The sequence below is a fragment of the Cryptosporangium aurantiacum genome (assembly GCF_900143005.1).
Classification (GTDB): domain Bacteria; phylum Actinomycetota; class Actinomycetes; order Mycobacteriales; family Cryptosporangiaceae; genus Cryptosporangium; species Cryptosporangium aurantiacum.
Genome location: NZ_FRCS01000001.1, coordinates 779,140 through 802,862, shown reverse-complemented (window position 1 = coordinate 802,862; position 23,723 = coordinate 779,140). Strand labels below are relative to the sequence as shown.

20 protein-coding genes are annotated in these 23,723 nt (G+C 71.2%); 8 read left to right on the top strand and 12 right to left on the bottom strand.

Features of this window, described 5'->3' with window-relative positions:
• Nucleotides 1-145 precede the first annotated feature (145 nt).
• The 6 genes from tkt (at nt 146) to pgl (ending at nt 8,500) form a co-directional block, all read left to right on the top strand.
• Nucleotides 146-2,275 (top strand): transketolase, encoded by a 2,130-nt coding sequence (tkt, locus tag BUB75_RS03450; protein ID WP_073251285.1) that lies wholly within the window; start codon nt 146-148, stop codon nt 2,273-2,275.
• Nucleotides 2,276-2,403: 128 nt separating this feature from the next.
• Nucleotides 2,404-3,513, top strand: a complete 1,110-nt coding sequence (tal, locus tag BUB75_RS03445) for a transaldolase (RefSeq protein ID WP_073251283.1) — start codon at nt 2,404-2,406, stop codon at nt 3,511-3,513.
• Complete coding sequence (locus tag BUB75_RS03440) at nt 3,506-5,020, top strand: hypothetical protein (RefSeq protein ID WP_073251281.1); 1,515 nt, start codon at nt 3,506-3,508, stop codon at nt 5,018-5,020. The genes tal and BUB75_RS03440 overlap by 8 nt, the downstream gene beginning before the upstream one ends.
• Entirely contained in the window at nt 5,017-6,753 is a 1,737-nt protein-coding gene (gene zwf, locus BUB75_RS03435; protein WP_084740177.1) for a glucose-6-phosphate dehydrogenase, read from the top strand. The genes BUB75_RS03440 and zwf overlap by 4 nt, the downstream gene beginning before the upstream one ends.
• On the top strand, nt 6,750-7,736 hold the full coding sequence (locus BUB75_RS03430) for a glucose-6-phosphate dehydrogenase assembly protein OpcA (RefSeq protein WP_084740176.1): 987 nt from the start codon (nt 6,750-6,752) through the stop codon (nt 7,734-7,736). The genes zwf and BUB75_RS03430 overlap by 4 nt, the downstream gene beginning before the upstream one ends.
• On the top strand, nt 7,733-8,500 hold the full coding sequence (gene pgl / locus BUB75_RS03425) for a 6-phosphogluconolactonase (protein WP_073251280.1): 768 nt from the start codon (nt 7,733-7,735) through the stop codon (nt 8,498-8,500). The genes BUB75_RS03430 and pgl overlap by 4 nt, the downstream gene beginning before the upstream one ends.
• 46 nt (nt 8,501-8,546) lie before the next feature.
• On the opposite strand, the gene BUB75_RS03420 is transcribed toward pgl, so the two are convergent.
• From BUB75_RS03420 to BUB75_RS03405, 4 genes are all read right to left on the bottom strand, one after another.
• Nucleotides 8,547-8,891, bottom strand: a complete 345-nt coding sequence (locus tag BUB75_RS03420) for an RNA polymerase-binding protein RbpA (RefSeq protein WP_073251278.1) — start codon at nt 8,889-8,891, stop codon at nt 8,547-8,549.
• A 76-nt stretch (nt 8,892-8,967) separates the two neighbouring features.
• Nucleotides 8,968-9,210: a preprotein translocase subunit SecG gene (secG, locus tag BUB75_RS03415; protein WP_084740175.1), complete on the bottom strand. Its 243-nt coding sequence runs from the start codon at nt 9,208-9,210 to the stop codon at nt 8,968-8,970.
• Nucleotides 9,211-9,400: 190 nt separating this feature from the next.
• On the bottom strand, nt 9,401-10,666 hold the full coding sequence (locus tag BUB75_RS03410; RefSeq protein ID WP_073251277.1) for a HAMP domain-containing sensor histidine kinase: 1,266 nt from the start codon (nt 10,664-10,666) through the stop codon (nt 9,401-9,403).
• Nucleotides 10,663-11,325 (bottom strand): response regulator transcription factor, encoded by a 663-nt coding sequence (locus BUB75_RS03405; protein WP_073252715.1) that lies wholly within the window; start codon nt 11,323-11,325, stop codon nt 10,663-10,665. The genes BUB75_RS03410 and BUB75_RS03405 overlap by 4 nt, the downstream gene beginning before the upstream one ends.
• A gap of 234 nt (nt 11,326-11,559) precedes the next feature.
• On the opposite strand from BUB75_RS03405, the gene BUB75_RS03400 reads away from it, so the two are divergent.
• Nucleotides 11,560-12,540 (top strand): hypothetical protein, encoded by a 981-nt coding sequence (locus BUB75_RS03400; RefSeq protein WP_143175002.1) that lies wholly within the window; start codon nt 11,560-11,562, stop codon nt 12,538-12,540.
• Here BUB75_RS03400 and BUB75_RS46950 read toward each other — a convergent pair.
• The 6 genes from BUB75_RS46950 to BUB75_RS03370 form a co-directional block, all read right to left on the bottom strand.
• Nucleotides 12,525-12,704: a type II toxin-antitoxin system RelE family toxin gene (locus BUB75_RS46950; RefSeq protein ID WP_218617263.1), complete on the bottom strand. Its 180-nt coding sequence runs from the start codon at nt 12,702-12,704 to the stop codon at nt 12,525-12,527. The two genes, BUB75_RS03400 and BUB75_RS46950, sit on opposite strands and share 16 nt — an antisense overlap.
• A gap of 100 nt (nt 12,705-12,804) precedes the next feature.
• Nucleotides 12,805-13,101: a type II toxin-antitoxin system Phd/YefM family antitoxin gene (locus tag BUB75_RS03390; protein ID WP_073251271.1), complete on the bottom strand. Its 297-nt coding sequence runs from the start codon at nt 13,099-13,101 to the stop codon at nt 12,805-12,807.
• A 144-nt stretch (nt 13,102-13,245) separates the two neighbouring features.
• The gene (gene dxs / locus BUB75_RS03385; RefSeq protein ID WP_084740174.1) at nt 13,246-15,300 is read right to left on the bottom strand and encodes a 1-deoxy-D-xylulose-5-phosphate synthase; all 2,055 of its coding nucleotides are present in this window, start codon (nt 15,298-15,300) and stop codon (nt 13,246-13,248) included.
• Between the two features lie 176 nt (nt 15,301-15,476).
• A complete protein-coding gene (locus BUB75_RS03380) occupies nt 15,477-16,751 on the bottom strand; it encodes a sugar ABC transporter permease (protein WP_073251267.1) in 1,275 nt (424 codons plus the stop codon).
• Nucleotides 16,748-17,590, bottom strand: coding sequence for an ATP-binding cassette domain-containing protein (locus BUB75_RS03375; protein ID WP_073251266.1), 843 nt, complete (start codon nt 17,588-17,590; stop codon nt 16,748-16,750). The genes BUB75_RS03380 and BUB75_RS03375 overlap by 4 nt, the downstream gene beginning before the upstream one ends.
• 110 nt (nt 17,591-17,700) lie before the next feature.
• On the bottom strand, nt 17,701-18,801 hold the full coding sequence (locus BUB75_RS03370) for a sugar ABC transporter substrate-binding protein (protein WP_073251263.1): 1,101 nt from the start codon (nt 18,799-18,801) through the stop codon (nt 17,701-17,703).
• A gap of 246 nt (nt 18,802-19,047) precedes the next feature.
• Between BUB75_RS03370 and BUB75_RS03365 the strand changes: the two genes are divergently transcribed.
• Nucleotides 19,048-20,226 carry an ROK family transcriptional regulator gene (locus BUB75_RS03365; RefSeq protein ID WP_073251261.1) on the top strand — a complete coding sequence of 393 codons (1,179 nt, stop codon included), beginning with the start codon at nt 19,048-19,050 and terminating at the stop codon, nt 20,224-20,226.
• Here BUB75_RS03365 and BUB75_RS03360 read toward each other — a convergent pair.
• Together BUB75_RS03360 and BUB75_RS03355 are read right to left on the bottom strand one after the other, a co-directional pair.
• The gene (locus BUB75_RS03360; RefSeq protein WP_084740173.1) at nt 20,223-21,608 is read right to left on the bottom strand and encodes a class I SAM-dependent RNA methyltransferase; all 1,386 of its coding nucleotides are present in this window, start codon (nt 21,606-21,608) and stop codon (nt 20,223-20,225) included. The two genes, BUB75_RS03365 and BUB75_RS03360, sit on opposite strands and share 4 nt — an antisense overlap.
• Complete coding sequence (locus BUB75_RS03355) at nt 21,605-23,644, bottom strand: APC family permease (RefSeq protein ID WP_073251259.1); 2,040 nt, start codon at nt 23,642-23,644, stop codon at nt 21,605-21,607. Before BUB75_RS03355 ends, BUB75_RS03360 begins: the two co-directional genes overlap by 4 nt.
• Nucleotides 23,645-23,723: the final 79 nt, after the last annotated feature.

Here is a 23,723-nt window from a genome sequence, read left to right as displayed (position 1 = left end):
AACCCGACGGACATTCACACGACACCATCCAGAGACGCGTCGTTACTCAGTGGGTGGGTAGGGTTTTCCAAGGAGCCGGTCGCGGAACTCCCCCGGCCGGAACGCCATTCCGTCCTGAAGAAGGACACGGACGAGGGACAAGCCTGTGAGCAGCTCGGAGAACGACGCAGTACTCGACTGGAACGATCAGGACGCCCGAGCGGTCGACACCGTGCGCGTCCTGGCCGCCGACGCCGTCGAGAAGTCGGGCAACGGCCACCCGGGCACCGCGATGAGCCTGGCCCCGCTGGCCTACTTGTTGTTCAACAAGGTGCTCAAGCACGATCCGACCGACCCCAACTGGACCGGCCGCGACCGCTTCGTGCTGTCCGCCGGGCACTCCAGCCTGACGCTCTACATCCAGCTCTTCCTGTCCGGCTACCCGCTGAGCCTGGAAGACCTGAAGTCGCTGCGTCAGTGGGGCAGCCAGACCCCGGGTCACCCGGAGCACGGCCACACCCCCGGCGTCGAGACCACGACCGGCCCGCTGGGTCAGGGCGTCGGCAACGCGGTCGGCATGGCGATGGCCGCCCGCCGCGAACGCGGGCTGTTCGACCCGGACGCCCCGGCCGGCCAGAGCCCGTTCGACCACAACATCTGGGCGATCGCGTCCGACGGTGACCTGGAAGAGGGCATCAGCGGCGAGGCCTCCTCGATCGCCGGGCACCAGCAGCTGGGCAACCTGACGCTGGTCTACGACGACAACAAGATCTCGATCGAGGACGACACGAACGTCGCGTTCTCCGAGGACGTCGCCAAGCGCTACGACGCCTACGGCTGGCACGTGCAGACCGTCGACTGGACCGCGGGCGAGAAGTACCACGAGGACGTCCAGGCGCTCTGGGACGCGCTGCAGGCCGCCAAGGCCGAGACGAACCGCCCGTCGTTCATCCAGCTACGCACGATCATCGGCTGGCCGGCGCCGAAGCTGCAGGGCACCGGTAAGGCGCACGGCGCCGCGCTCGGCGAGGCCGAGGTCAAGGCCACCAAGGAGATCCTCGGCTTCGACCCCTCGCTGACGTTCGAGGTGCCCACCGACGCGCTGAACCGGGCCCGCGAGGTCGTCACGCGCGGTCGCGCGGCGCACGAGGCCTGGGACGCCGAGTTCGCGAAGTGGGCCGAGGCCAACCCGGAGCGCAAGGCGCTGTTCGACCGGATGGCGACCCGCACGCTGCCGGACGGCTGGACCGACAAGCTCCCGACCTACCCGGCAGACGCGAAGGGCGTCGCCACCCGGAAGGCGTCCGGCGAGGTGCTCACCGCGATCGCGCCGGCGCTCCCCGAACTGTGGGGCGGCTCGGCCGACCTGGCCGAGTCCAACCTGACCACCCCCAAGGGTGAGCCGTCCTTCCTGCCCGCCGACCGGCAGACCAAGATGTTCAGCGGTGGCCCCTTCGGCCGGGTGCTCCACTTCGGTATCCGCGAGCACGCGATGGGCTCGATCCTCAACGGGATCGCGCTGCACGGCGGCACCCGCCCGTACGGCGGCACGTTCCTCGTGTTCAGCGACTACATGCGACCGGCGGTCCGGCTCGCGGCGCTGATGAAGCTGCCGACGATCTACGTCTGGACGCACGACTCGATCGGCCTCGGCGAGGACGGCCCGACGCACCAGCCGGTCGAGCACCTCACCGCGCTGCGGGCGATCCCCGGCCTCGACGTCGTCCGCCCGGCGGACGCGAACGAGACCGTGGTCGCGTGGAAGCAGGCGCTGGAGCACACCGACCGGCCGACCGCGCTCGCGCTGTCCCGGCAGAACCTGCCGACGTTCGACCGGGAGAGCGGCGAGTACGCGCCGGTCGAGAACGCCGCCAAGGGCGCCTACATCCTGGCCGAGGCCAGCGGCGGCCAGCCCGAGGTGATCCTGCTGGCCACCGGCTCGGAGGTCTCGATCGCCGACGTCGCCCGCAAGCGCCTGGAGGAGAACGGAACCCCGACTCGCCTGGTCTCGGTGCCGTGCTTCGAGTGGTTCGCCGAGCAGGACGAGTCCTACCGCGAGCAGGTGCTGCCGAAGAGCGTCAAGGCGCGGGTGAGCGTCGAGGCCGGTATCGCGATGCCGTGGCGGGCGCTGATCGGCGACGCCGGCGAGTCGGTGTCGATCGAGCACTTCGGCGCCAGCGCTCCGTACACCGTGCTGTACGAGCAGTTCGGCTTCACCCCTGACCGCATCGTCGCGGCCGCGCACGCCAGCCTGACCCGGGTCGGTGCGATCACCGGCAGCCCCACCGGCAACTGACTCACCCGTCCCGGGGCCCGTTCGGGCCCTGGGACACCGGTGCGTCCGGAACCCGGACGCACCCGAGAGAGCGGGCCGGGCGTATCCCCGGCCCACGGGCCGAAATTCGACAGAGAGGGACGCCCATCATGTCCGACGCACTCGCAGAACTGTCCGCCGCCGGTGTGGCGGTATGGCTCGACGACATTTCCCGGCAGCGGCTGAACAGCGGCAACCTCGCTCAGCTCGTCACCGAGAAGCACGTCGTCGGTGTCACGAGCAACCCGACGATCTTCGCCAAGGCGCTCGAGGACATCGACACCTACGCCGAGACGCTGACGGACCTCAAGGCCCGCAAGGTCTCGGTCGACGAGGCGGTCCGCATGGTCACCGCCACCGACATCCGCGACGGCGCCGACCTGCTGCGTCCGGTCTTCGACCGCAGCGGCGGCGTCGACGGCCGGGTCTCGCTCGAGGTCGACCCGCGCCTGGCGAACGAGACCGAGGCGACGATCGCCGAGGCCAAGGCGCTCTGGTGGCTCGTCGACCGGCCGAACCTGTTCATCAAGATCCCGGCGACGAAGGCGGGCCTGCCCGCGATCACCGCCGCGCTGGCTCAGGGCATCAGCGTCAACGTCACGCTGATCTTCAGCCTGCAACGCTACAACGAGGTCATGGAGGCGTACCTGGCCGGCCTGGAGCAGGCCAAGGCCAACGGGCACGACCTGACGAACCTCGCCTCGGTCGCCTCGTTCTTCGTCTCGCGCGTCGACACCGAGATCGACAAGCGGCTGGACAAGCTCGGCTCCGACGAGGCCAAGGCGCTGCGCGGCAAGGCCGCGATCGCGAACGCCCGGCTCGCTTACCGCGACTACGAGCAGGTCTTCTCGACCGAGCGCTGGAAGGCGCTGGCGGCCGCGGGCGCCAAGCCGCAGCGTCCGCTCTGGGCCTCGACCGGCGTCAAGGACCCCGCGTACGACGACACCCAGTACGTCGTCGAGCTGGTCGCGCCCGGCGTCGTGAACACGATGCCGGAGGCCACGCTCAAGGCCGTCGAGGACCACGGCGTGGTGCGCGGTGACACGGTCACCTCCTACTACCCCGAGGCGCAGGCGACGCTGGACGCGCTGGCGGGCATCGGCATCGACTACGACGACGTCGTGGACCTGCTGGAGCGCGAGGGCGTCAGTAAGTTCGAGCAGTCCTGGGTCGAGCTGCTCGACTCGGTGAAGAAGCAGCTCTCCGCGGTCGATGCCTGATTTCAGAGGCCCGACCGTCGGCGGTGGGCTGACCGTCACCGGCGTCGATGGCGTCTCCGGCGCCGTCGATCCGGCGACGGCGGCCCTCGCCGAAGGCCTTCCCGGCCGGCCGCTGGTCGAGCCGCTCGCGCAGCTCCGTGCGGAGTTGTCCGACGAGGGGCTGGACCACGTCGTGCTGGCCGGTTCCGCACCGGCGGCGGAGGCGATCACCCGGACGTTCGGCGTCCGGATGACCGTTCTGGACAGCACCGATCCGCAGCGGGTGCGTTCCACGCTGGCCGACCGCCTCGACCGCACGGTGGTCGTGGTGGCCGACCGGTCCGGTGAATCGGTCGAGACCGACGCTCACCGGCGCGCCTACCTCCAGGCGTTTCTCGACGACGGCCTGACTGCGCTCGACGCGGGGCGCCGCTTCGTGGTCGTGACCGAACCGGGCACACCGCTCGAGCGCACCGCGCACGAGATGGGCGCGCGCCGGGTCGTTCCGGCCGGAGCCGACCGTGCGCTCTCCCCGGTCGGCCTGGTGCCGAGCGCGCTCGCCGGTGCCGACGTGACCACGCTGCTCGACGAAGCCACGGAATTCGGCGCGACGCTGGGCGCCGACGACAGCCCCGGTGCCGCGCTCGGCGGCGCGCTGACCACCGCGGCGGGCACCGGCCGCGACACGCTCGTCGTGGCCGACGACGGCACCGGCGTCGTCCTCGGTGACTGGATCGAAGAACTGCTGGCCGAGACCACGGGCAAGGACGGCCGCGGCATCCTGCCGGTCGCGGTCGAGAACCCCGCCGCCGCCGTCGGGTCGGACGCGCTGCTGGTCACCGTCGGCGGCGCACTGCGCCCCGGTGCGGTCCCCGGCGGTGGCGGCGCGCCCGACGTCACGGTGAACGGTCCGCTCGGCGCGCAGTTCGTCGCCTGGGAGTACGCGACCGTCGCCACCGCCAGGGCACTCGGCATCGACCCCGCCGCCCACCCGGACATCCGGGAGTCGGAACTCAACACCGCACGCCTGCTTACGCACGGCCTCCCCCACACGACACCGGCGCTCGTCGACGGCGCGATCGAGGTCTACGCCGACGCGGCCGTGCTCGGCGCCGCCACCGACGTCCGTGGCGCGGTGGACGGGCTGCTCAACGCGATCGGCGATCACGGGTACGTGGCCGTGATGGCATTCCTCGACCCGGTCGTGGACGCGGACGCCGCCGGCCTCCGCGCCGCGCTCGCCGCTCGCACCCACCGGCCGGTGACGTTCGGCTGGGGGCCGCGCCTGCTCCGGAGCTGCGGCCAGTATCACAAGGGTGGCCCGCAGAACGGCGGGTTCCTCCAGCTCACCGGCGCGGTCATAACGGACTTGCCGGTTCCGGGTACGGATTACACGTTCGGCACGTTGCAGGCGGCACAGGCCGCAGGCGACCTCCAGGCGCTCGGCGGCCGCGGCCGCCCGATCGTTCGGCTTCACCTCACCGACCGGGCCGCCGGCCTGGCTCAGCTTCTCGAGGCGGTGCGATGACCAAACCGGCCACGGGCTCCCGCAAGGCGTCCGACACAACGACATCCGGCGTCTCCGACACGGGAACCTCCGGCGTCCCGGAGGAGAAACCACCTCCCGGCACCCCCGCAGCCGGTAGCCCCTCCGCGTCGAGTCCGGCGGCGGCCAAACCGGCGGCAGGCGCGGCCGACCCGGCGGCCCAGCCGATCACGCTGGCTTCCACCCGCGGTGGACGCGCTGCCAACCCGCTGCGCGATCCGGCCGACCGGCGGCTGCCCCGGGTTCCCGAACCGTGTGCGCTGGTGATCTTCGGTGTCACCGGAGACCTGTCGCGCAAGAAGCTCATCCCGGCGATCTACGACCTCGCCAACCGCGACCTGCTGCCGCCCGGCTTTGTCGTCCTCGGCTTCGCCAGGCGCGACTGGGGCGACGGCGAGTTCGAGGAGGTCGCCAGGGAGTGGGCCAAGAGCGGCGCCCGCACCCAGTGGCGCGAGGACGCCTGGGAGCGCCTGTCGGAGAACATCAAGTTCGTCGCCGGCTCCTTCGACGACGACGACGCGTTCGACCACCTGCACGCGACGCTCAAGGGCCTCCACGACGAGCACGGCATCCTCGGAAACGCCGCGTTCTACCTGTCGATCCCGCCGTCGCTGTTCCCGGTCGTCCTCAACCAGATCGAGCGGACGAAGATGGCCGACACCACGACCGACGGCGGCTGGCGCCGCGTCGTCGTGGAGAAGCCGTTCGGACACGACCTGGAGTCGTCCAAGCAGCTCAACCGCCTGGTCGACGACGTGTTCTCGGCGGAGAACGTGTTCCGCATCGACCACTACCTGGGCAAAGAGACGGTCCAGAACCTGCTGGCGCTGCGGTTCGCCAACCAGCTGTTCGAGCCGATCTGGAACGCGCACTACGTCGACTCGGTGCAGATCACGATGGCCGAGGACGTCGGCATCGGCACCAGGGCCGGGTTCTACGACAAGACCGGCACCGCGCGGGACGTGATCCAGAACCACCTGCTCCAGTTGCTCGCGCTCGCCGCGATGGAGGAGCCGGTGAGCTTCACCGCGGACGCGATCCGCACCGAGAAGCTGAAGGTCCTGCACGCGACGAAGCCCCCGGTCGACATGGAGCACGACGCGATCCGTGGCCAGTACGAACAGGGCTGGCTGGCCGGCCAGCGGGTGCCCGGGTACCTGCAGGAGAAGGACATCCCGGCCGACTCGACAACCGAGACGTACGCGGCGATCAAGCTCGGCATCCACACCCGCCGCTGGGCGGGCGTGCCGTTCTACGTGCGGGCGGGCAAGCGGCTGCCGCGCCGCGTCACCGAGATCGCGGTGCTGTTCAAGCGGGCGCCGCACCTGCCGTTCGCGGACACCGACACCGAGGCGCTGGGACAGAACCAGCTGGTGATCAAGGTGCAGCCGGACGAGGGCATGACGCTGAAGTTCGGTTCGAAGGTGCCCGGCTCGGCGATGGAGGTCCGCGATGTCGCGATGGACTTCCTCTACGGCGAGGCGTTCACCGAGTCTTCTCCGGAGGCCTACGAGCGGCTGATCCTGGACGTGCTGGTCGGCGACTCGACGCTGTTCCCGAACGCGGACGAGGTCGAGGCCAGCTGGGTCGTGATCGACGCGCTGGAGGACTACTGGGAGGGCAAGGAGCCCCACAAGTACCGCTCCGGCGAGTGGGGCCCGAAGGCAGCGGACGAGATGCTCGCCCGCGAGGGACGCACCTGGAGGCGGCCGTGACGACACTCTGGGACACCACCGGCACCGACGTGGTCAAGGCACTGGCGGAGTCACGCCGGGCCGCGGGATTCGTCGCCAGCGGTGTGGCGCTGACGCTCGTCGTCGTCGCGAACGAGAAGCACGTGTCGGCCGCCGAGGAAGCGGCCAGCATCGCCGCGGCGGCCCACCCGTGCCGGCTGCTCATCGTGGTGCGGCGCCAGATCGAGGCGCCGATGCCGCGGCTGGACGCGGAGATCTCGGTGGGCGGCAGGCTCGGTCCCGGCGAGGCCGTCGTGATGCGGATGTACGGGCGGCTCGCGGCGCACGCCGAGTCGGTCACGCTGCCGTTGCTCGCGCCGGACGTGCCGGTCGTGACGTGGTGGCACGGCGAGCCGCCGGAGCGGATCGCGTACGACCCGCTGGGGGTGTTCGCCGACCGCCGGGTCACCGACGCACGGGAGGCGGCGGACCCGATCGCGGCGCTGCACGGCCGGGCCGAGGACTACGCGCCCGGCGACACCGACCTGGGCTGGTCCCGGACGACGCCGTGGCGCACGCTGCTGGCCGGCGCGTTCGACACGGTGATCGGCCGTCCGACGTCGGTCAAGGTGATCACCGCACCGCGGAACGTCACCGGAACGCTGCTGGTGGGCTGGCTGCGGAGCCGTCTCGGCCTCGAGGTCGACCTGCAGGAGACCGCGAAGCGGGGCATCGCCGAGGTCACGGTCGAGATCGACGACGGCACGACGATCTCGGTTGTCCGGCAGGACAGTCACCACGCGATCCTGCGCCGCACCGGGGTTCCCGACCGGATCCAGCCGCTGGCCCGGCGGTCGCTGGGCGAGCAGCTCGCCGAGGAGATCAAGCGCCTCGACCCGGACCAGCCCTACGGTGAGGCGCTCGGCGCGGCCACCGGGCTGACCGGCCTGAATCAGCGGTCGCCGTTCCGCACGCACGTCTGGAAGGACCCGATGCCCACCGCGACCCCCGCGACCACCTCATGACGGTCGGCGAACTGAGTGTTGTCGTCCACCGGGACGCCGACGTCCTGGCTGCGGCGGCCGCGGCCCGGCTGATGGTGCGGATCGTCGACGCGCAGCAGGCGCGTGGCACCGCCTCGATCGTCCTCACCGGTGGCGGCGTCGGGATCGGGACGCTGAAGGCGCTGAACGCCAGCCCCGCGCGGGACGCGATCGACTGGGGCGCGCTCGACATCTGGTGGGGTGACGAGCGCTACCTGGCGGCCGGCGACCCCGAGCGGAACGAGGTGCAGGCCACCGAGGCGCTGCTCGACCACGTGCCGGTCGACCCGGCACGGGTGCACCGGATGCCCGCCGACACCGGCAGCGCGCCGGAGAGCGCCGCTGAGCAGTACGCGGACGAGCTGTCGAAGGCGGCACGGGCCGGCGCGTCGCTCCCGAAGTTCGACGTGCTGATGCTCGGCGTCGGGCCGGAGGGGCACATCGCGTCGATCTTCCCGGAGTCGCCCGCGGCGTACGACGAGGGCCTGGTCACCGCGGTGCGGAACTGTCCGAAACCGCCGCCGACCCGGATCTCGCTGACGTTCGGCACGATCACCAGCGCGGACGAGGTGTGGCTGCTCGCCGCCGGCGCCGGTAAGGCCGAGGCGGTGGGGCTGGCGCTGGCCGGTGCGGGTCGCGTCCAGATACCGGCGGCCGGCGCGCGGGGCGGCGTCCGGACGTTGTGGTTGGTGGACGAGGCAGCGGCGGTCAACGTGCCACCCAACCTGCGCCTTCGCAGGTCATGAACGCCAGAAGCGGCCCCCGGTAGGGGGCCGCTTCTCGCTTTAAGTCTTAGACCTCGCCGCGGCGCGCCCGCACCTTCGCGAGGGCCTCCTCGAGGATCGCCTCACCGTCCGCGTCGCTGCGCCGCTCCCGCACGTAGGCCAGGTGCGTCTTGTACGGCTCGTTGCGCGGAGCCGCAGGCGGGTTCTCGCGGTCCTTGCCGGCAGGCAGCCCGCACCGCGGACAGTCCCAGTGCTCCGGCTCGGCGGCTTCCACCGCGAACGACACACGGGTCACGTGCCCGTTCGCGCAGTAGAAGGGAATGTGGCGACGGGGCGCTGACTCCCCCCGCTCCGCCTCTCCCATCGGCCCCGCGCCGACGCGGGTGCCTCGGATGGCATTTCCACCAGCCACGGTTACAGCGCTCCGTTCCTTCCCAGAGGGGGTGGGTGGGGGTGGTCGCTGCCGAGCGCCGACCGAGCCCGAGAAATCAGGCGCCGGCGGTCGTCTTCAGCAGCAACCCGAGCGTCACGATGCAGGCGAACCAGATCACGCCGGTAGCGATCGTGATCCGGTCGAGGTTCTTCTCCGCGACCGAGGAGCCCGAGAGGTTCGAGGAGACGCCGCCGCCGAACATGCTCGACAGACCCCCGCCCTTACCCCGGTGGAGCAGGATCAGCAGGATCAGCGCCAAGCTCGTCACGACGAGCACGGTCGATACGGCGATGGTCATTGCGGGTGGTAGTTCCTCTCGCTCTCGCGGGGGTCGCGGACACCGGCCCGGTTTCTCCGGGGTGCCGCGCTGGGGCCGCAGCACCACCCGCACAGGATAACTGCCTCAACGGCACGGACGAGCCATGGTCACCATCCGCCTTGTTTTTCGGCGGAAAAGCCAGCCGATGGGCTGACGTCCGCCCCGCCGGTCAGCGGGGTTGGGGCCGGGCGACACCCCGCACCCGGCCCGCCGGAGCCGAATCGCGGCCCGGCGTGGTGAGCGTGGCGGCGACCGCCGGATCGGCCGCGGGGATCAGCACGGTCACCTCGAGCCCGCCGCCCGGCCGGGCGACCGCCTGCACGGTCCCTCCGTGCGCACCGGCCACCGCACGGACGATCGAGAGCCCCAGGCCCGCGCCGCGGGTACCGGTGCGCTCGACCCCGCCCCGCCGGAACGGCTCGAACAGCCCGGGGACCTCGCGCTGGTCCAGCTCCGGTCCGTCGTTGGCGACCACCAGCCAGGCCTGGCGTCCGTCGCTGCCGGTCCGCACGTTCAGGACGCCATGGGTGACGTTGTAGCGCACGGCGTTCTCGACCAGGTTCCCGGCGAGGCGCTCCAGCAGGCTCGGGTCGCCGACCACGACGGCCGGGGCGAAGTCGGTGCCGACCTGGAGCGAGAGCCGCTCGGCTTCGGCCGCGACCGCTGCCAGCGTCGAGGGGACACCTCGCGCGAGGTCGACGGGTATCTGCTTGGCCAGCCGGCCTGCTTGGGCCTCGGTGCGGGCGAGCAGCAGCAGCGCCTCGATCAGCTCGTTCGCGCGGCTGGAGGCGTCCCGGACGACGGTGCCCATCCGGCGCAGGTCCTCGACCGTCGCGTCGTCGTCGGCGAGCGTCACGTCGATCTCGGTCCGCATCACGGCGAGCGGCGTCCGGAGCTCGTGGCTGGCGTTCGCGACGAACCGTTTCTGGCTGCCGAACGCGGCCGACAATCGGTCGAGCATGCTGTCGAACGTGTCGGCGAGCTCCTTCACCTCGTCGTCCGGGCCGGTGTGGTGCAGCCGGTGGTCGAGCGTCTCGGTGGACAGGCGCCGGGCGGTCGCGGTCACCTGGTGCAGTGGGCGCAGCGCCCGTCCGGTGAGCAGGTGCCCGCCCGCCACCCCGGCCACGCCGATCGCGACCAGCGCCAGGAAGCCCTTCACCAGCAGGTCGGTCGTGGTGGTGGAGGCCATGCTCTCCTGCCACGCGGTGGCACTCTCGGTGTGCGTGCTGCCGTCCGCGTCGACCAGCGTGACGCTGGAGCCCGGCGCGAGCTGCTCGGTGGACATCAGCTGGTCGCGCACCAGGAGGTAGGAGAGGACCAGCAGGAGCAGTCCGGCGCCGACCAGCAGGATGCCGTTGAGCAGCGTCAGCCGCAGCCGCAGCGTGGGGCGCAGCCGGGACGGTCGAACCGGGGCCGGCCCCCCGTAGACGGTCATCTCGGTGTCACCCGATAACCGGCACCGACCACGGTCTCGATCAGCGGCGGATCACCGAGCTTCTTGCGCAGCGTCATCATCGTCACCCGCACGGTCGTGGTGAACGGGTCGGCGTTGGCGTCCCAGACCCGCTCGAGCAGCTCCTCGCTGGAGATCACCGCGCCCCGCGCGGAGAGCAGCACCTCCAGCACGCCGAACTCCTTCCGGGTCAGGTCGACCGGACGCCCCGCACGGCTGACCACGCGGCGAGCCGGGTCGAGCTCGACGTCGCCGACGGTGAGCACCGGCGGGGCGGGCGGCGTCGCCCGGCGTCCGAGCGCACGCACCCGGGCGACCAGTTCCTCGAACGCGAACGGCTTCGCGAGGTAGTCGTCGGCCCCGATCCCGAGCCCTTCGACGCGGTCGGCCACGGTCCCGCTGGCGGTCAGCATGAGCACGCGGGTGAGCGAACCGGAGGCCGCCAGCTCGGCGCAGATCACGTCGCCGTGGACGCCCGGCAGGTCGCGGTCGAGCACCAGGACGTCGTAGCGGGTGACGGTGGCCATCTCCTGCCCGTCGGTGCCGTTGTAGGCGACGTCGACGGCCATCCCCTCCCGGCGCAGCCCGCGGGTTACCGCGTCGGCCAGAGCCCGCTCGTCCTCGATCACCAGCACCCGCACGTTCGTGCCTCCCACTGCGTTGCCCAGCGGAGGCCGACAGGTCGGCCCCCGCAACGACGGTAAGCCGTCGCGTCACCTCCGGCCACGAGCCGTGCCGGACGAGTGGGCTGCGGGTCACACCTGCATCACGATCCCCTGCGCCCCCACGCGGAATGCCGGTTACGTCCACCTTGGACGCGCGTAACCCACGACCGTGCCTGCAGCGCGATCGACCCGATGTGGTATCGATCGCGGGTGCGCATGCTGTCGACTCCTCCCCCACCGCCCCCATCGACCCCGACACCGCTCGCGGGTCTCGATGCGGTCCCGTGGAACCGGCTGCACCACGCCTACGGTGTCGCCACCGACGTACCGGGCCACTTACGGTCGTTACGGTCGGGCGATCCGGACGTCCGGCAGAACGCCTGCGCGGCGCTGCTGGGCACCGTGTACCACCAGGGAACGCGCTGGCAGGCGACCCGGTACGTGGTCCAGTTCGTGGTCGGGCTGGTGGAGTCGCGGGACACGCCGGACCGCGCGATCCTGATCGGCCTGCTGCGCGCGCTGGCGGTGGGCGACCGGGAGGACGGGGAACTGCCGTTCTCCCCCGCCGTCGCGTTCGCGGGCGCCCGCGGCGTGACGAGCGAAACCGAACGTACGGTTCTCACCTGGCTCTACGACGAGGAGACGCGTCCGGACGAGGCGCAGCTCGCCGCGACCGACGCGGTCGCCGCGTACTGGGCGCAGGCGGCGTACGAAGCGGGTGCACGCCACGGGTACCGCTACCTGAACTGGCTCAGCGACTACGACCCAGCGGTCGCTGCCGGCGCCGCGGAGCTCCTGGCGTGGTTCCCGGAGACCCCCGGCGTGGTACCCGCGCTGATCGCGGTGCCGGACGACGAGGCGCACGCGCTCGCCCGGTCCAGCGCCAACCTCAGCCTCGGCCACCTCGGCCACAGCGCCGCGGGCAACATCGAGGTGGACGCCCGGCTGGTCGAGCTGCTCGGCGCGCAACACCTCACGGTCGCGCTGACGGCCGCGGTGGCGCTGGCCTACCGCCATGGCACCGCTCTGCCGCCCGGGGCGCTCACGGTGCTCCAGGAGGCCCGCAACCGCAAGGTGGGGCGGCGCGAGTGGTCCGACAGCTGGCCCTGGGACCGCCCCCCAGCCGCCTTCGCCGACCTAGCCCTCCGCCGAGCGGCCGCCGGTCGAGCCCGCGATCAGCGCGGTCGATAGACCACTGCGCGGTGGTCTATCCGAACCACCCGCACGACCCGATCCGCTTCGAGGATGCGATAGACGATCCGATAGTCGCCCCGCCGCGCCGCGTGGTAGCCGGCCCAGTCGTTGATCAGTTCCTTGCCGACGCGATGTGGGTTGTCCAGCAGCGGTCCGGTCATGAACGCTCCGATCGCTTCCGCTGCCGCTAACGGCAAGCCGTGCGGCGGACCGCTCTGCAGGACACGCGAGGCCGAACGAGCCAGCCGAAGCTCGTACCGGTCACTCATCCGGCACCTCTGCGGCTCGGCGCCGCGCCAGGATGTCCTCGACGTCGGTCGCGGTCAGGTAATCACCGTCCGCCACCTCACGATCGGCAACGGTCGTCTCCGCGAGCGCGGACGGAGTCGTCGCCAGCTCCAGCGTCATCTGCAGCGCGTCGAGGTCGTCGACGGCGATGATCACGACGTGCGGTCGTCCGTTGCGGGTCACGATCACGCGCTCATGCGTCGCCGCGACTTCATCCGCGAGCGCAGAAAAGCGCGTTTTGACCTCATTCAGAGGCAGGATCGTCGTCATGACCACGATTCTAGTTGACCAGAATCCTAGTCAACTAGCGATCCAGGGGAGCGGACTCGCGGAGGCGCCCGGCGTCCGCTTCCCGGTGCGCCTCGCCGCGGCCTCAACGACCACGGCCCGCCGGGGAACCGGCGGGCCGGACGCTCAGTGCGTGAGGGGGTCGCTCGTCCGGTCGGCCTGTTCGGCCTGCAACGAGACCCACTCGGTGATCTGCCGGGCGATGTCCTGCGCGGTCAGCCCGAGGTCGGCGAGGATCTCGCCGCGCGTCCCGTGCGGGTGCCACTCCGCGGGCACGCCCAGGTCGCGCACCGGCACGCCGACGCCGGCGTCGGAGAGCGTCTGCGCCAGCGCGGTGCCGATCCCACCGGCCCGGACGCCGTCCTCCAGCGAGACCACCAGCGCGGCCTCCCGCGCCATCGTCACCAGCGCCTCGGGCACCGGCCGCACCCACCGCGGGTCGACGACCGTGACCCGGATGCCGTGCTCGGCGGCCCGCGCCGCGACCTCGACCGCGGTGTGCGCGAACGCGCCGATGCTCACCAGCAAGACGTCCGGCTTCTTACCGGCGTCGACCAACACGTCCACACCACCGACGCGGGACACCGCCGGAAGGTCGGCCGGCACCGCGCCGGTCGGGAACCGCACGACGGTCGGGCCGTCGGAGACGGCCACCGCCTCGCGGAACTCCTCCCGCAGCGTCGCCGCGTCGCGGGGCGCCGCGACCTTGATGCCCGGCACGACGCCGAGGATCGACAGGTCCCAGATGCCGTAGTGGCTCGGCCCGTCCGGCCCGGTGATGCCCGCCCGGTCGAGCACGAACGTCACCGGCAGGCCGTGCAGGGCGACGTCGAGCAGTGTCTGGTCGAACGCCCGGTTGAGGAACGTGGCGTACACCGCGACGACCGGGTGCATGCCGCCCATCGCCAGACCCGCCGCCGAGGTGACCGCGTGCTGCTCGGCGATGCCGACGTCGTACGCCCGCTCGGGGTAGCGCTGGGCCAGCTTGTCGATGCCGGTCGGGATCGCCATCGCGGCGGTAATGCCGACGACGTCCTCGCGCTCCTCGGCGACCGCGACCAGTTCCTCGGAGAAGACCTTGGTCCACTTCAGCGCGGGCGGGGCGATCGACTTGCCGGTGGCCGGGTCGAACGCGCCAGGACCGTGGAAGTTGTCGGCCTCGTCGGCCTCGGCCGGCGCGTAGCCGTAACCCTTGCGGGTGACCGTGTGCACGATCACCGGACCGCCGAACGACTTCGCCCGGCGCAGCGCGGACTCCAGCGCACCGAGGTCGTGCCCGTCCACCGGGCCGACGTACTTCAGCCCGAGGTCCTCGAACATGCCCTGCGGGCTGATCGCGTCCTTCAGGCCCCGCTTGACGCCGTGCAGCGCGTCGTAGAGCGGCGCCCCGACCAGCGGGGTCCGGGACAGCGAGTCGCGGACCAGGTCGAGCACCCGCTCGTACCCCGGATTGAGCCGCAGCGTGGCGAGATGGTTGGCGAGCCCGCCGATCGTCGGCGCGTAGGAGCGGCCGTTGTCGTTGACGACGATCACGACCGGGCGATCCTTGCCTGCGGCGATGTTGTTGATCGCCTCCCAGCACATGCCGCCGGTCAGCGCCCCGTCGCCGACCAGCGCGACCACGTGGCGCTTCTCACCGCGCAACGCGAACGCCTTGGCCAGGCCGTCGGCGTAGGAGAGGGCCGTGGAGGCGTGCGAGTTCTCGACCAGGTCGTGCGGGCTCTCGTCCCGGCTGGGGTAGCCGGAGAGGCCGCCGCGCTGGCGGAGCTTCTCGAAGTCGTGCCTGCCGGTGAGCAGCTTGTGCACGTAGGCCTGGTGGCCGGTGTCGAACAGGATCTTGTCGGCCGGGGACTCGAACACCCGGTGCAGCGCGATCGTCAGCTCGACCGCGCCGAGGTTCGGACCGAGGTGGCCACCGGTCTTCGAGACCTTGGCGACCAGGTAGTCGCGGATCTCGGCCGCCAGGGTCGGCAGCACCTCCGCGGGCAGTGCCCGCAGCACCTCGGGCGAGGAGATGCTTCCCAGAAGCTCACCGTCGGACAATGCACCCTTGGACGGGGGAACCTCGGCACGGGCCTGGTCGGTCACGGTGGCGGCAACTCCTCGCGCTAGCGGGGTCAGGGGGCCTGCTTGGGGAGCCGGCGAGATTTTCGAGTCTAGCCACGGCTGACTCGACCGCATCTCGAGGCTCAGGCCTCCACCCCATGGTGCACGAGCAGCAAAAGCCCAGCTCACCGGGGGCTGCGCCGGGCGGATCCGGCCGCTTGCGCGCCTGGAAACCCACACAGAAACTTCACGTTATACAAACGATGCGGACGCTGTGCGCGTGCACAGCGTCCGCATCGATGTTGTTGCTGTTACCTACCGGAGCTCTTCCGGCCGCGGGAGGACACCGCGTCGATCACGACCGCGCCGAGCAGCACCGCGCCGGTGATCATGTACTTCACCGACGACTCCAGCGACTGCAGCGCCAGGCCGTTCGCGATCGAACCGATCACGACCGCGCCGAGCAGCGGCGCGTAGCGACGGGTGCGGCCACCGAAGAGGCTGGTACCACCGATGACCGCCGCGGCGATCGAGTTGACCAGCACGTCACCGGCACCGGACTGCTGGTTCGCGAAGCCCAGCCGCATCGCGGCGATCACACCACCGATCGCGGCGAGCGTCGAGCAGAGCATGAACACCGAGATCCGGATCGCGTCGACCTTGATACCGGCCCGGCGAGCCGCCTCGATGTTGCCACCGACGGCCAGGATCGCCCGGCCGTACTTCGTCCGCCGGATGACCCAGTCGAAGATCAGCACCAGCGTGACCGAGAACAGGAAGATCCACGGCAGGCCGCGGTCGAGGCCCAGCTTCGCGGCGACCGCGACGACCACGACGACGAGGAACACCGCGACGATCGCGGTGACCCAGATCGGCTGACCGGACAGCCCGGCGCGCCGGCGGCGGGCCGACCCGGTCAGCGCCGTCACCACGTACAGCAGGACCAGCGCGAAGCCGATCGTGTAGGTCAGCCAGGTCGGGAGGAACTTCTGCTGGCCGATGTCGATCAGCGTTCCGGTCGGCGGCAGGTTGATCGTGCCCTGCTTACCGAGGATCTGCAGCTGCACACCGAGCCAGGCGAGCAGACCGGCGAGCGTGATGACGAACGACGGCACGCCGATCTTCGTGAAGACCAGGCCGTGGATCAGGCCGATCACGGTACCCGCGAGCACCGCCATCAGGACCGACAGCCACGGGTTGACGCCGTGGGTCGCGTTGGCCACTGCCACGATCGCGGCGGCGACACCGCTGACCGAACCGATCGACAGGTCGATCTCGCCGAGCAGCAGCACCAGCGTGATGCCGAGCGCGATGATCGTCAGCGACGCGATCTGCAGACAGAGGTTGACCAGGTTGAACGCGTTGAGGAACGTCTCGTTCAGGCTCTGGAAGACGATGACGATGACGACGAGTCCGACGACGATCGGCAGCGAGCCGATGTCGCCGCTCTTCAGCCGCTGCACCAGCGCGCTGAGGTAGCCCATCGGGCCACGGGCCTGGATCAGCCGGGGGTCGAGCAGGTCCGCCGCGACGGCACCTTCCGCCGGCTTCTCGGCCGGCTCCAGGGGGGTGTTCGTCGAGCTCACGCGTTCGTCCCTTCGTGCCGGCCCGCGGGGCCGCGGTGTTCCCGGGCGGCCCGCTCGGCCACCACGTTGTCGCTGGCGCCGGTGATCGCGGCGACCAGCTCGGTGCTGCTGACCGCGCGGGCGTCGAACTCACCCGCGTTGCGACCGAGGCGGAGGACCAGCACCCGGTCGGCGACGGCCTGGACGTCCGCCATGTTGTGGCTGATCAGGACGACCGCGAGACCCCGGTCGCGCAGCCGCTCGACCAGGTTGAGCACCTGGGCGGTCTGGGCGACGCCGAGGGCGGCGGTCGGCTCGTCGAGGATGACGACCTTGGGGTTGCCGAGCAGCGACCGCGAGATCGCGACGGTCTGCCGCTGGCCACCGGAGAGCGAGGCGACCGGGATCCGGACGCTCGGGATCTTCGCAGCGAGCGTGCGCAGCAGCTCCCAGCTGCGCTTCTCCATCTCGGCCTCGTCGAGGGCGACGCCACCGATCGTGACCTCGTTGCCCAGGAACAAGTTGCCGACGACGTCGAGGTTGTCGCAGAGCGCCAGGTCCTGGAAGACCGTGGCGATGCCGAGGTTCTGCGATGCCGACGGCGACGGGATGGAGACCGGGCGGCCCTCGAAGAGGATCTCGCCGCTGTCCGCCGGTCCCGCTCCGGACATCACCTTGACGAGCGTGGACTTGCCGGCTCCGTTGTCTCCGACCAGCGCGACCACCTCCCCGGCCTGAACCGAGAAGGAGACATCGGTGAGCGCCTGGACGGCGCCGAACCGCTTGTTGATGCCCGTCATCGAGAGCACCGGCGCATCTGTGCCGGTGCTTGGACGGCCGGCCCCTGTGGTGGCTGTCATGCGGTCCTCTTCGCTGCGAGGGGGTTGGTTTCGGAATGGACCCCTGCGCGCGGGAACGACGGCACACCGTGTGGTGTGCCGTCGCCCTCGCGATCAGGAGTGGTCGGCCGTCACTGGAGGCCGGCCGCCTTGCAGGCCGCCGCGTAGTCGGCCGTGCAGATCTGCGCCACCGTGTAGAAGTTGTCGGCGACGACAGTCGTCTTGATGTTGTCCTTCGTGACCGCGACCGGGGTCAGCAGGATCGACGGGACGTCTTCCTTGCCGTTGTTGACCGGGGTGGTCTGGTCGGTGATCTCCTTGCCCTGGGCCAGCGCGACCGCGATCTCCGCGGCCTTCTCGGCCTCCGGCTTGATGGCCTTGTAGACCGTCATGAACTGGTCGCCGGCGACGATCCGCTGGATCGCGGCGAGCTCGGCGTCCTGGCCGGTGACCGGCGGGAGCGGGGTGACGCCCGCGGCCTTCATCGCGGCGATGGCGCCACCGGCGGTGCCGTCGTTCGCGGCGTAGACGCCCACGAAGCCGGTCTTACCCAGCTTGGAGATCTGGCCGTCCATGAACGTCTGAGCGTTCTCCGGCTTCCACTCCGGCGTGAAGTAGTCCGGGGTCGGCTCGAGCTTGAAGCCCGAACCGTCGAGGACCGAGTGCGCGCCCTTGTTGAAGAGCTTCGCGTTGTTATCCGTCGGCGAGCCGTTGATCATCACGACGTTGCCGCTGGTCTTGCCGGTCTTCTTCAGCTGGTCGACCAGCGAGGTGGCCTGCAGCGCGCCGACCTTCTCGTTGTCGAACGAGATGTAGTAGTCGAGGTCCGCGCCGGTCACGAGCCGGTCGTAGGAGATGACCGGGACCTTCTTGGCCTTCGCGGTGTTGACGATGCTGGCAGCGGCCGCACCGTCGACCGGGTCGAGCACGAGGACCTTCGCGCCGTCGTTCAGCGCGGCCTCAGCCTGCTGCTGCTGCGTGTCGGACTGCTGGTTGGCGTTGTTGTAGATGACCGAGCAGCCCGAGCAGAGCGACTTGACCTTGGCCTCGAACAGCGGCTTGTCGAACTGCTCGTACCGGGTCGTCTGCGACTCCGGGAGCAGTAGCGCGATCTTGGCACTGTCGCTGCTGCTGCCAGAGTCAGAACCTTCGTCTGAGCTCTCACAGGCTGCCGCGCTGAGCGCCAGCAGCACGGCAGCGGCAACAGCGACGCCGCGACGCAGAGTGAACACCGAACCTCCCGATGGGGACGCATCAAAAACACTGCACCGGCGCACTCCGCCGATGCCCAGAACACTCTGCCCTCGGCCCGGGTTACGTCAAGGAACAGCCATAACGGTTTGGTTTCGTCATGGACACGACACTTCACTGTATCGGTAAAGCCGACGAAAGCCACGAAGCATGCACTCCCGGCGGCTTCCAACGATTCAGTTTTGTGTTCAGTTGACAGAACTGTCGACACGCCGGAATATTCCTCCATGACTGACCAGGTGTCAGGCGTCACCGCGCTGGGCGGTAATCAACGCCGTCTGGCCGATGCGCTGCGGGCAATGGGGCCCAGTACCCGCGCCGATCTGGCGTCCGCGACCGGCCTCTCCCGTGCGACCGTCTCGACTACGCTGAGTGACCTCGCGGACCTCGGCCTGGTCGTGGAACCCGGCGGTACCGCGCCCGCGGGTCCCGCGGGTGGCCGGCCGGCCGCCGTGGTCCAGCTCGCGCCGGGCGCGGGGGTCGTGGCCGGGGTGGACGTCGGGCGGCGGCACGTCAACGTCGCGGTGGCCGACCTGGCGCACACCGTCATCGCCGAGCGCGGTGAGCGGCTGCAGCCGGACGAGGAGCACACCGCTTCGGTCATGCTCGACCGCGCGGCCGCGCTCGTGGTCGCCGCCGTCGAGGAGTCCGGCCACCGTCTGTCGGACGTGATCGGCGTCGGGCTCGGCCTGCCCGCCCCGGTCGTGGCGGGCACCGGCCTGCTGGGCGCGTCGAACATCCTGCCCGCCTGGGCCGGGTTGGCGCCGTCGGTGGAGCTCGGGCGCCGTCTCCAGTTGCCGGTCCACGTCGAGAACGACGCGAACCTCGGCGCGCTCTCCGAGCACACCTGGGGCGCCGGGCGGGGCAGCGAGGCGCTCGTCTACCTCAAGCTGGGCACCGGCATCGGCGGTGGGCTGGTGATCAACGGGCGGCTGTTCCGGGGCATCTCCGGTACCGCGGGCGAGATCGGCCACCTGAGCCTCGACGCGGCGGGCGACGTCTGCCGGTGCGGCAACCGCGGTTGCCTGGAACTGGTCGCCGGTGGCGCCGCGCTGGTCTCGGTGCTGCGCCGGGGCCGGCCCGAGGTCCGGTCGCTGGCGGACGTCGTCCAGCTGATCGCCGAGGGAGACGCGCCGTGCCGCCGGGTGGTCGCGGACGCCGGCTCGGCGATCGGGATCGCGCTCGGTGGCCTGGTGAACCTGATCAACCCGGACCGGGTCGTGGTGGGTGGCGAGCTGGCAGCGACCGGGCAGGTGCTGCTCGACCCCCTCCGGCACGCGCTGGGGCGGTCCGCGGTGCCGAGCGCGGTCGAAGCGGTCGACGTCGTCCAGGGGACGCTCGGCGGCCGCGCCGAGGCCCTCGGCGCGGTCGCCCTGGTGCTCCGCGAACCGTCCCCCAGCCGCTAGCGGGGCAGGAGCGTCCCGACGCACTCGACGTGGTGGGTCATCGGGAACGCGTCGAAGGCGCGGACCCGCGTCAGGCGGTAACCCTCCTCGGCGAACGTGGCCACGTCGCGGGCGAACGCCGCCGGATCACACGCCACGTAGGCCACGGCCCGCGGGCCCCGAGCCGCTACCGCACGCACCACCGCAGCACCGGCCCCCGACCGCGGTGGATCCAGCACCACCAGGTCAACCGGCTGCTCGAGCCCCTCGCCCAGCGCCCGGTCCACCCGCGCAGCGACCACCTCGACCCACTCCAGGTCCCGCACGTTCCGCCGGGCGTCGTCGCACGCACCACGGTCGGCCTCGACCGCGACCACCCGGCCGTCCGGCCCCACCTGCGAGCCGAGCACCCCGGCGAACAGGCCGGCGCCGGCGTACAGGTCGAGCACCGACTCCCCCGGACGCGGCCCCAGCGCCTCGACGACCGCGCTCACCAGCGCGTCCGGCGCCGCGGGATGCACCTGCCAGAACCCGTCTGCCCGCACGTACCAGCGCCGCCCGGCCGCGAGCTCCCGCACCCGCCGGTGCCCCCGGATCGGCGCGGCGGGCGCCCGCTCGGTGCGCCGGACCGGCGATGCCGCGACCAGGATCGCCGCCGACTCCGGCAGCTCCTCCGGCACGTGTACCGGCGTCGGTGCCGGCCCGGATGCCTGCCCGCGCCCGCGTCCGCCCCGGTCACGGCCCCGGCCTCGCTCACGTCCCCGGCCCCGGTCACGCCGGGGACCGGGCTGGTCGAGCACCAGCGCGTCGTCACCACCCGCCGACACCACGGCCTCGACCGCGGCCACCCCCGGCCACCCCAGGTGGGTCACACCGAGCGCGTCGATCCGTGGATCGGCGATCGGGCAGCTCTCCACCGGCAACACCGCCCGCGACCGGTGCGGGTGCAACCCCGCACGCCCGGTCGGGTCGACCGCGAACTGGACCCGCGTCCGCCAGCCGAGCGGCCCACCGGGCAGCTCCTCGACGCCGGTGAAGATCTCCGAAACCCGCTCCGGGGTCAGCGCCCCGAGGCGCTCCAGCTGCTCCCGCACCACGCCCGCCTTCAACGAGCGCTGCGCGGACGGAGCGGCGTGCTGCAGATCGCAGCCCCCGCACCCGCCGGGGTGCGCGTACGGGCAGGGCGGCTCGACTCGCTCCGGCGCCGCCCGCAGCACCTCGACCGCGTCCGCACGGCAGAACGAGCCGCCACGATCCTCGGTCACCCGAGCCAGCACCCGCTCGCCCGGCAGCGCGTGCCGGACGAAGACCACCCGGCCGTCGTGCCTGCCCACGCAGTGCCCGCCGTGCGCGAACGCGCCGATCTCCAGCTCGAACTCGGTACCCGCCGCCCAGGACGTCACGATTGGGAACCCTCCGACTCGCGGTCACGGTCGGGCGGGTCGGAGACCGAGGGGTGCAGGCCGCGGCGTACCGAACCGGGACCGGCCACCCGGTCGGCGCGGTCCGGGTCACGGCCGGCGGTGGACAGCAGCTGCCACGGCACGCTGGTCACCATCACGCCGGGTTCGAACAGCAGCCGGCCCTTGAGCCGCAACGCGCTCTGGTTGTGCAGCAGGTGCTCCCACCAGTGCCCGACCACGTACTCCGGGATGAACACCGTGACGACGTCCCGCGGCGACTGCCTGGTCAGCCCGTGCACGAAGTCGAGGATCGGCCGGGTGATCTCCCGGTACGGCGACTCCACCACGGTGAGCGGCAACGAGATTCCCCGCCGGTCCCACTCCTCCTGCAGCGCGCGCGTCGAGGCGTCGTCCACGTTCACGGTCACCGCGGTCAGCGAGTCCGGGCGGGTCGCCTTCGCGTAGGCCAGCGCCCGCAGCGTCGGCTGGTGGAGCGTCGAGACCAGCACGACCGCGTGGTTGCGGGACGGCAGGATCGGCTTCTCGTCGGCCGGCCGCAGTTCTTCGGCCACCCGGTTGTAGTGCCTGCGGATACCCAGCATCAGCAGGTAGATGAACGCCATCGCAGCGATCGCGATCCAGGCGCCCTGGGTGAACTTGGTGAGCAGCACGATGATCAGCACCGTGCCGGTCATGACCAGTCCGAACGCGTTGATCGCCTGCGAGCGGCGCATGCGGCGGCGAACCTGCGGGTCGCGCTCCACCCGCAGCAGCCGGTTCCAGTGCCGCACCATGCCGATCTGGCTGAGCGTGAACGAGACGAACACCCCGACGATGTAGAGGTGGATCAGCGCGCTCGGGTCTGCCTTGAACGCCACCAGCAGGATGCCGGCGGCGACCGCGAGGAACAGGATGCCGTTGCTGAACGCTAGCCGGTCGCCCCGGGTGTGCAGCTGCCGCGGGAGGTATCGGTCCTGCGCGAGGATCGAGCCCAGCACCGGGAAGCCGTTGAACGCGGTGTTCGCGGCCAGCACCAGGATCAGCGCGGTCATGAACGTCACGAAGTAGAAGCCGGGGCTGAACCCGCTGAAGATCGCCTCGCCCAGCTGCGCGACGACGGTCTTCTGGACGTAACCGTCCGGTGCGCCTTCCAGCTGCTCCGCGGGGTTCTCGACGTACTGGAGGCCGGTCAGCCGGGCCAGCCAGATCATGCAGAGCATCATCGCGACCGAGATCAGCCCGAGCAGCAGCAGCGTCGTCGCCGCGTTCTTGCTCTTCGGACGGCGGAACGCGGGCACACCGTTGCTGATCGCCTCGACGCCGGTCAGCGCCGCGCACCCGGACGAAAACGCGCGCGCCAGCAGGAACACCAGCGCGACCCCGGCGATCGTCTGCTCGCTGTGCATCTCGAAGTCGGCGCTCTCGGCCCGCACCTCGTCACCCGCGATGAAGATCCGGTACACGCCCCAGAGCACCATGCCGAAGACCGCGATCATGAACCCGTAGGTCGGGATCGCGAACGCCACCCCCGACTCCCGGACACCCCGCAGGTTGAGCGACGTCAACAGCGCGACCAGCAGGATCGATACCAGCACCTGATGGTCGTCCAGGATCGGCACCGCCGAAGCGAGGTTCGCCACTCCGGACGCCACCGACACCGCGACCGTGAGTACGTAGTCGACGAGCAGCGCGCTCGCCACCCCCAGGCCGAACCGCGACCCGAGGTTGGTGTTCACGACCTCGTAGTCGCCGCCGCCGGACGGATAAGCATGGACGTTCTGCCGATAGGAGGCGACCACGGTGAGCAGGACGACGACGACGGCCAGCGCGATCCAGGGCGACAACGTGTAGGCGGCGAGCCCCGCCGCGCTCAGCGTGGCGAGGATCTCGGCGGGCGCGTAGGCGACCGACGACAACGCGTCGGACGCGAAGACCGGCAGCGCGACGCGCTTCGGCAGCAGGGTTTCGGCAAGCTTGTCGCTCCGGAGCGCCCGTCCGATGACGAGGCGCTTGAACACGGACGTCGGGGACGGCACGGCGCTAGCGTACGTCCGTCCTGACCGGCGGATCGGGCAGGGCGGTAACTCGTGAACATCGAGTCCGAAGACCCTGGGT

Excerpts from the sequence above, each read along its gene's own strand:
- tal (WP_073251283.1), top strand. The coding sequence starts at position 2,404 with ATGTCCGACGCACTCGCAGAACTGTCCGCCGCCGGTGTGGCGGTATGG.
- BUB75_RS03440 (WP_073251281.1), top strand. The coding sequence starts at position 3,506 with ATGCCTGATTTCAGAGGCCCGACCGTCGGCGGTGGGCTGACCGTCACC.
- zwf (WP_084740177.1), top strand. The coding sequence starts at position 5,017 with ATGACCAAACCGGCCACGGGCTCCCGCAAGGCGTCCGACACAACGACA.
- pgl (WP_073251280.1), top strand. The coding sequence starts at position 7,733 with ATGACGGTCGGCGAACTGAGTGTTGTCGTCCACCGGGACGCCGACGTC.
- secG (WP_084740175.1), bottom strand. The coding sequence starts at position 9,210 with ATGACCATCGCCGTATCGACCGTGCTCGTCGTGACGAGCTTGGCGCTG.
- BUB75_RS03410 (WP_073251277.1), bottom strand. The coding sequence starts at position 10,666 with ATGACCGTCTACGGGGGGCCGGCCCCGGTTCGACCGTCCCGGCTGCGC.
- BUB75_RS46950 (WP_218617263.1), bottom strand. The coding sequence starts at position 12,704 with ATGACCGGACCGCTGCTGGACAACCCACATCGCGTCGGCAAGGAACTG.
- BUB75_RS03390 (WP_073251271.1), bottom strand. The coding sequence starts at position 13,101 with ATGACGACGATCCTGCCTCTGAATGAGGTCAAAACGCGCTTTTCTGCG.
- dxs (WP_084740174.1), bottom strand. The coding sequence starts at position 15,300 with ATGCGGTCGAGTCAGCCGTGGCTAGACTCGAAAATCTCGCCGGCTCCC.
- BUB75_RS03375 (WP_073251266.1), bottom strand. The coding sequence starts at position 17,590 with ATGACAGCCACCACAGGGGCCGGCCGTCCAAGCACCGGCACAGATGCG.
- BUB75_RS03365 (WP_073251261.1), top strand. The coding sequence starts at position 19,048 with ATGACTGACCAGGTGTCAGGCGTCACCGCGCTGGGCGGTAATCAACGC.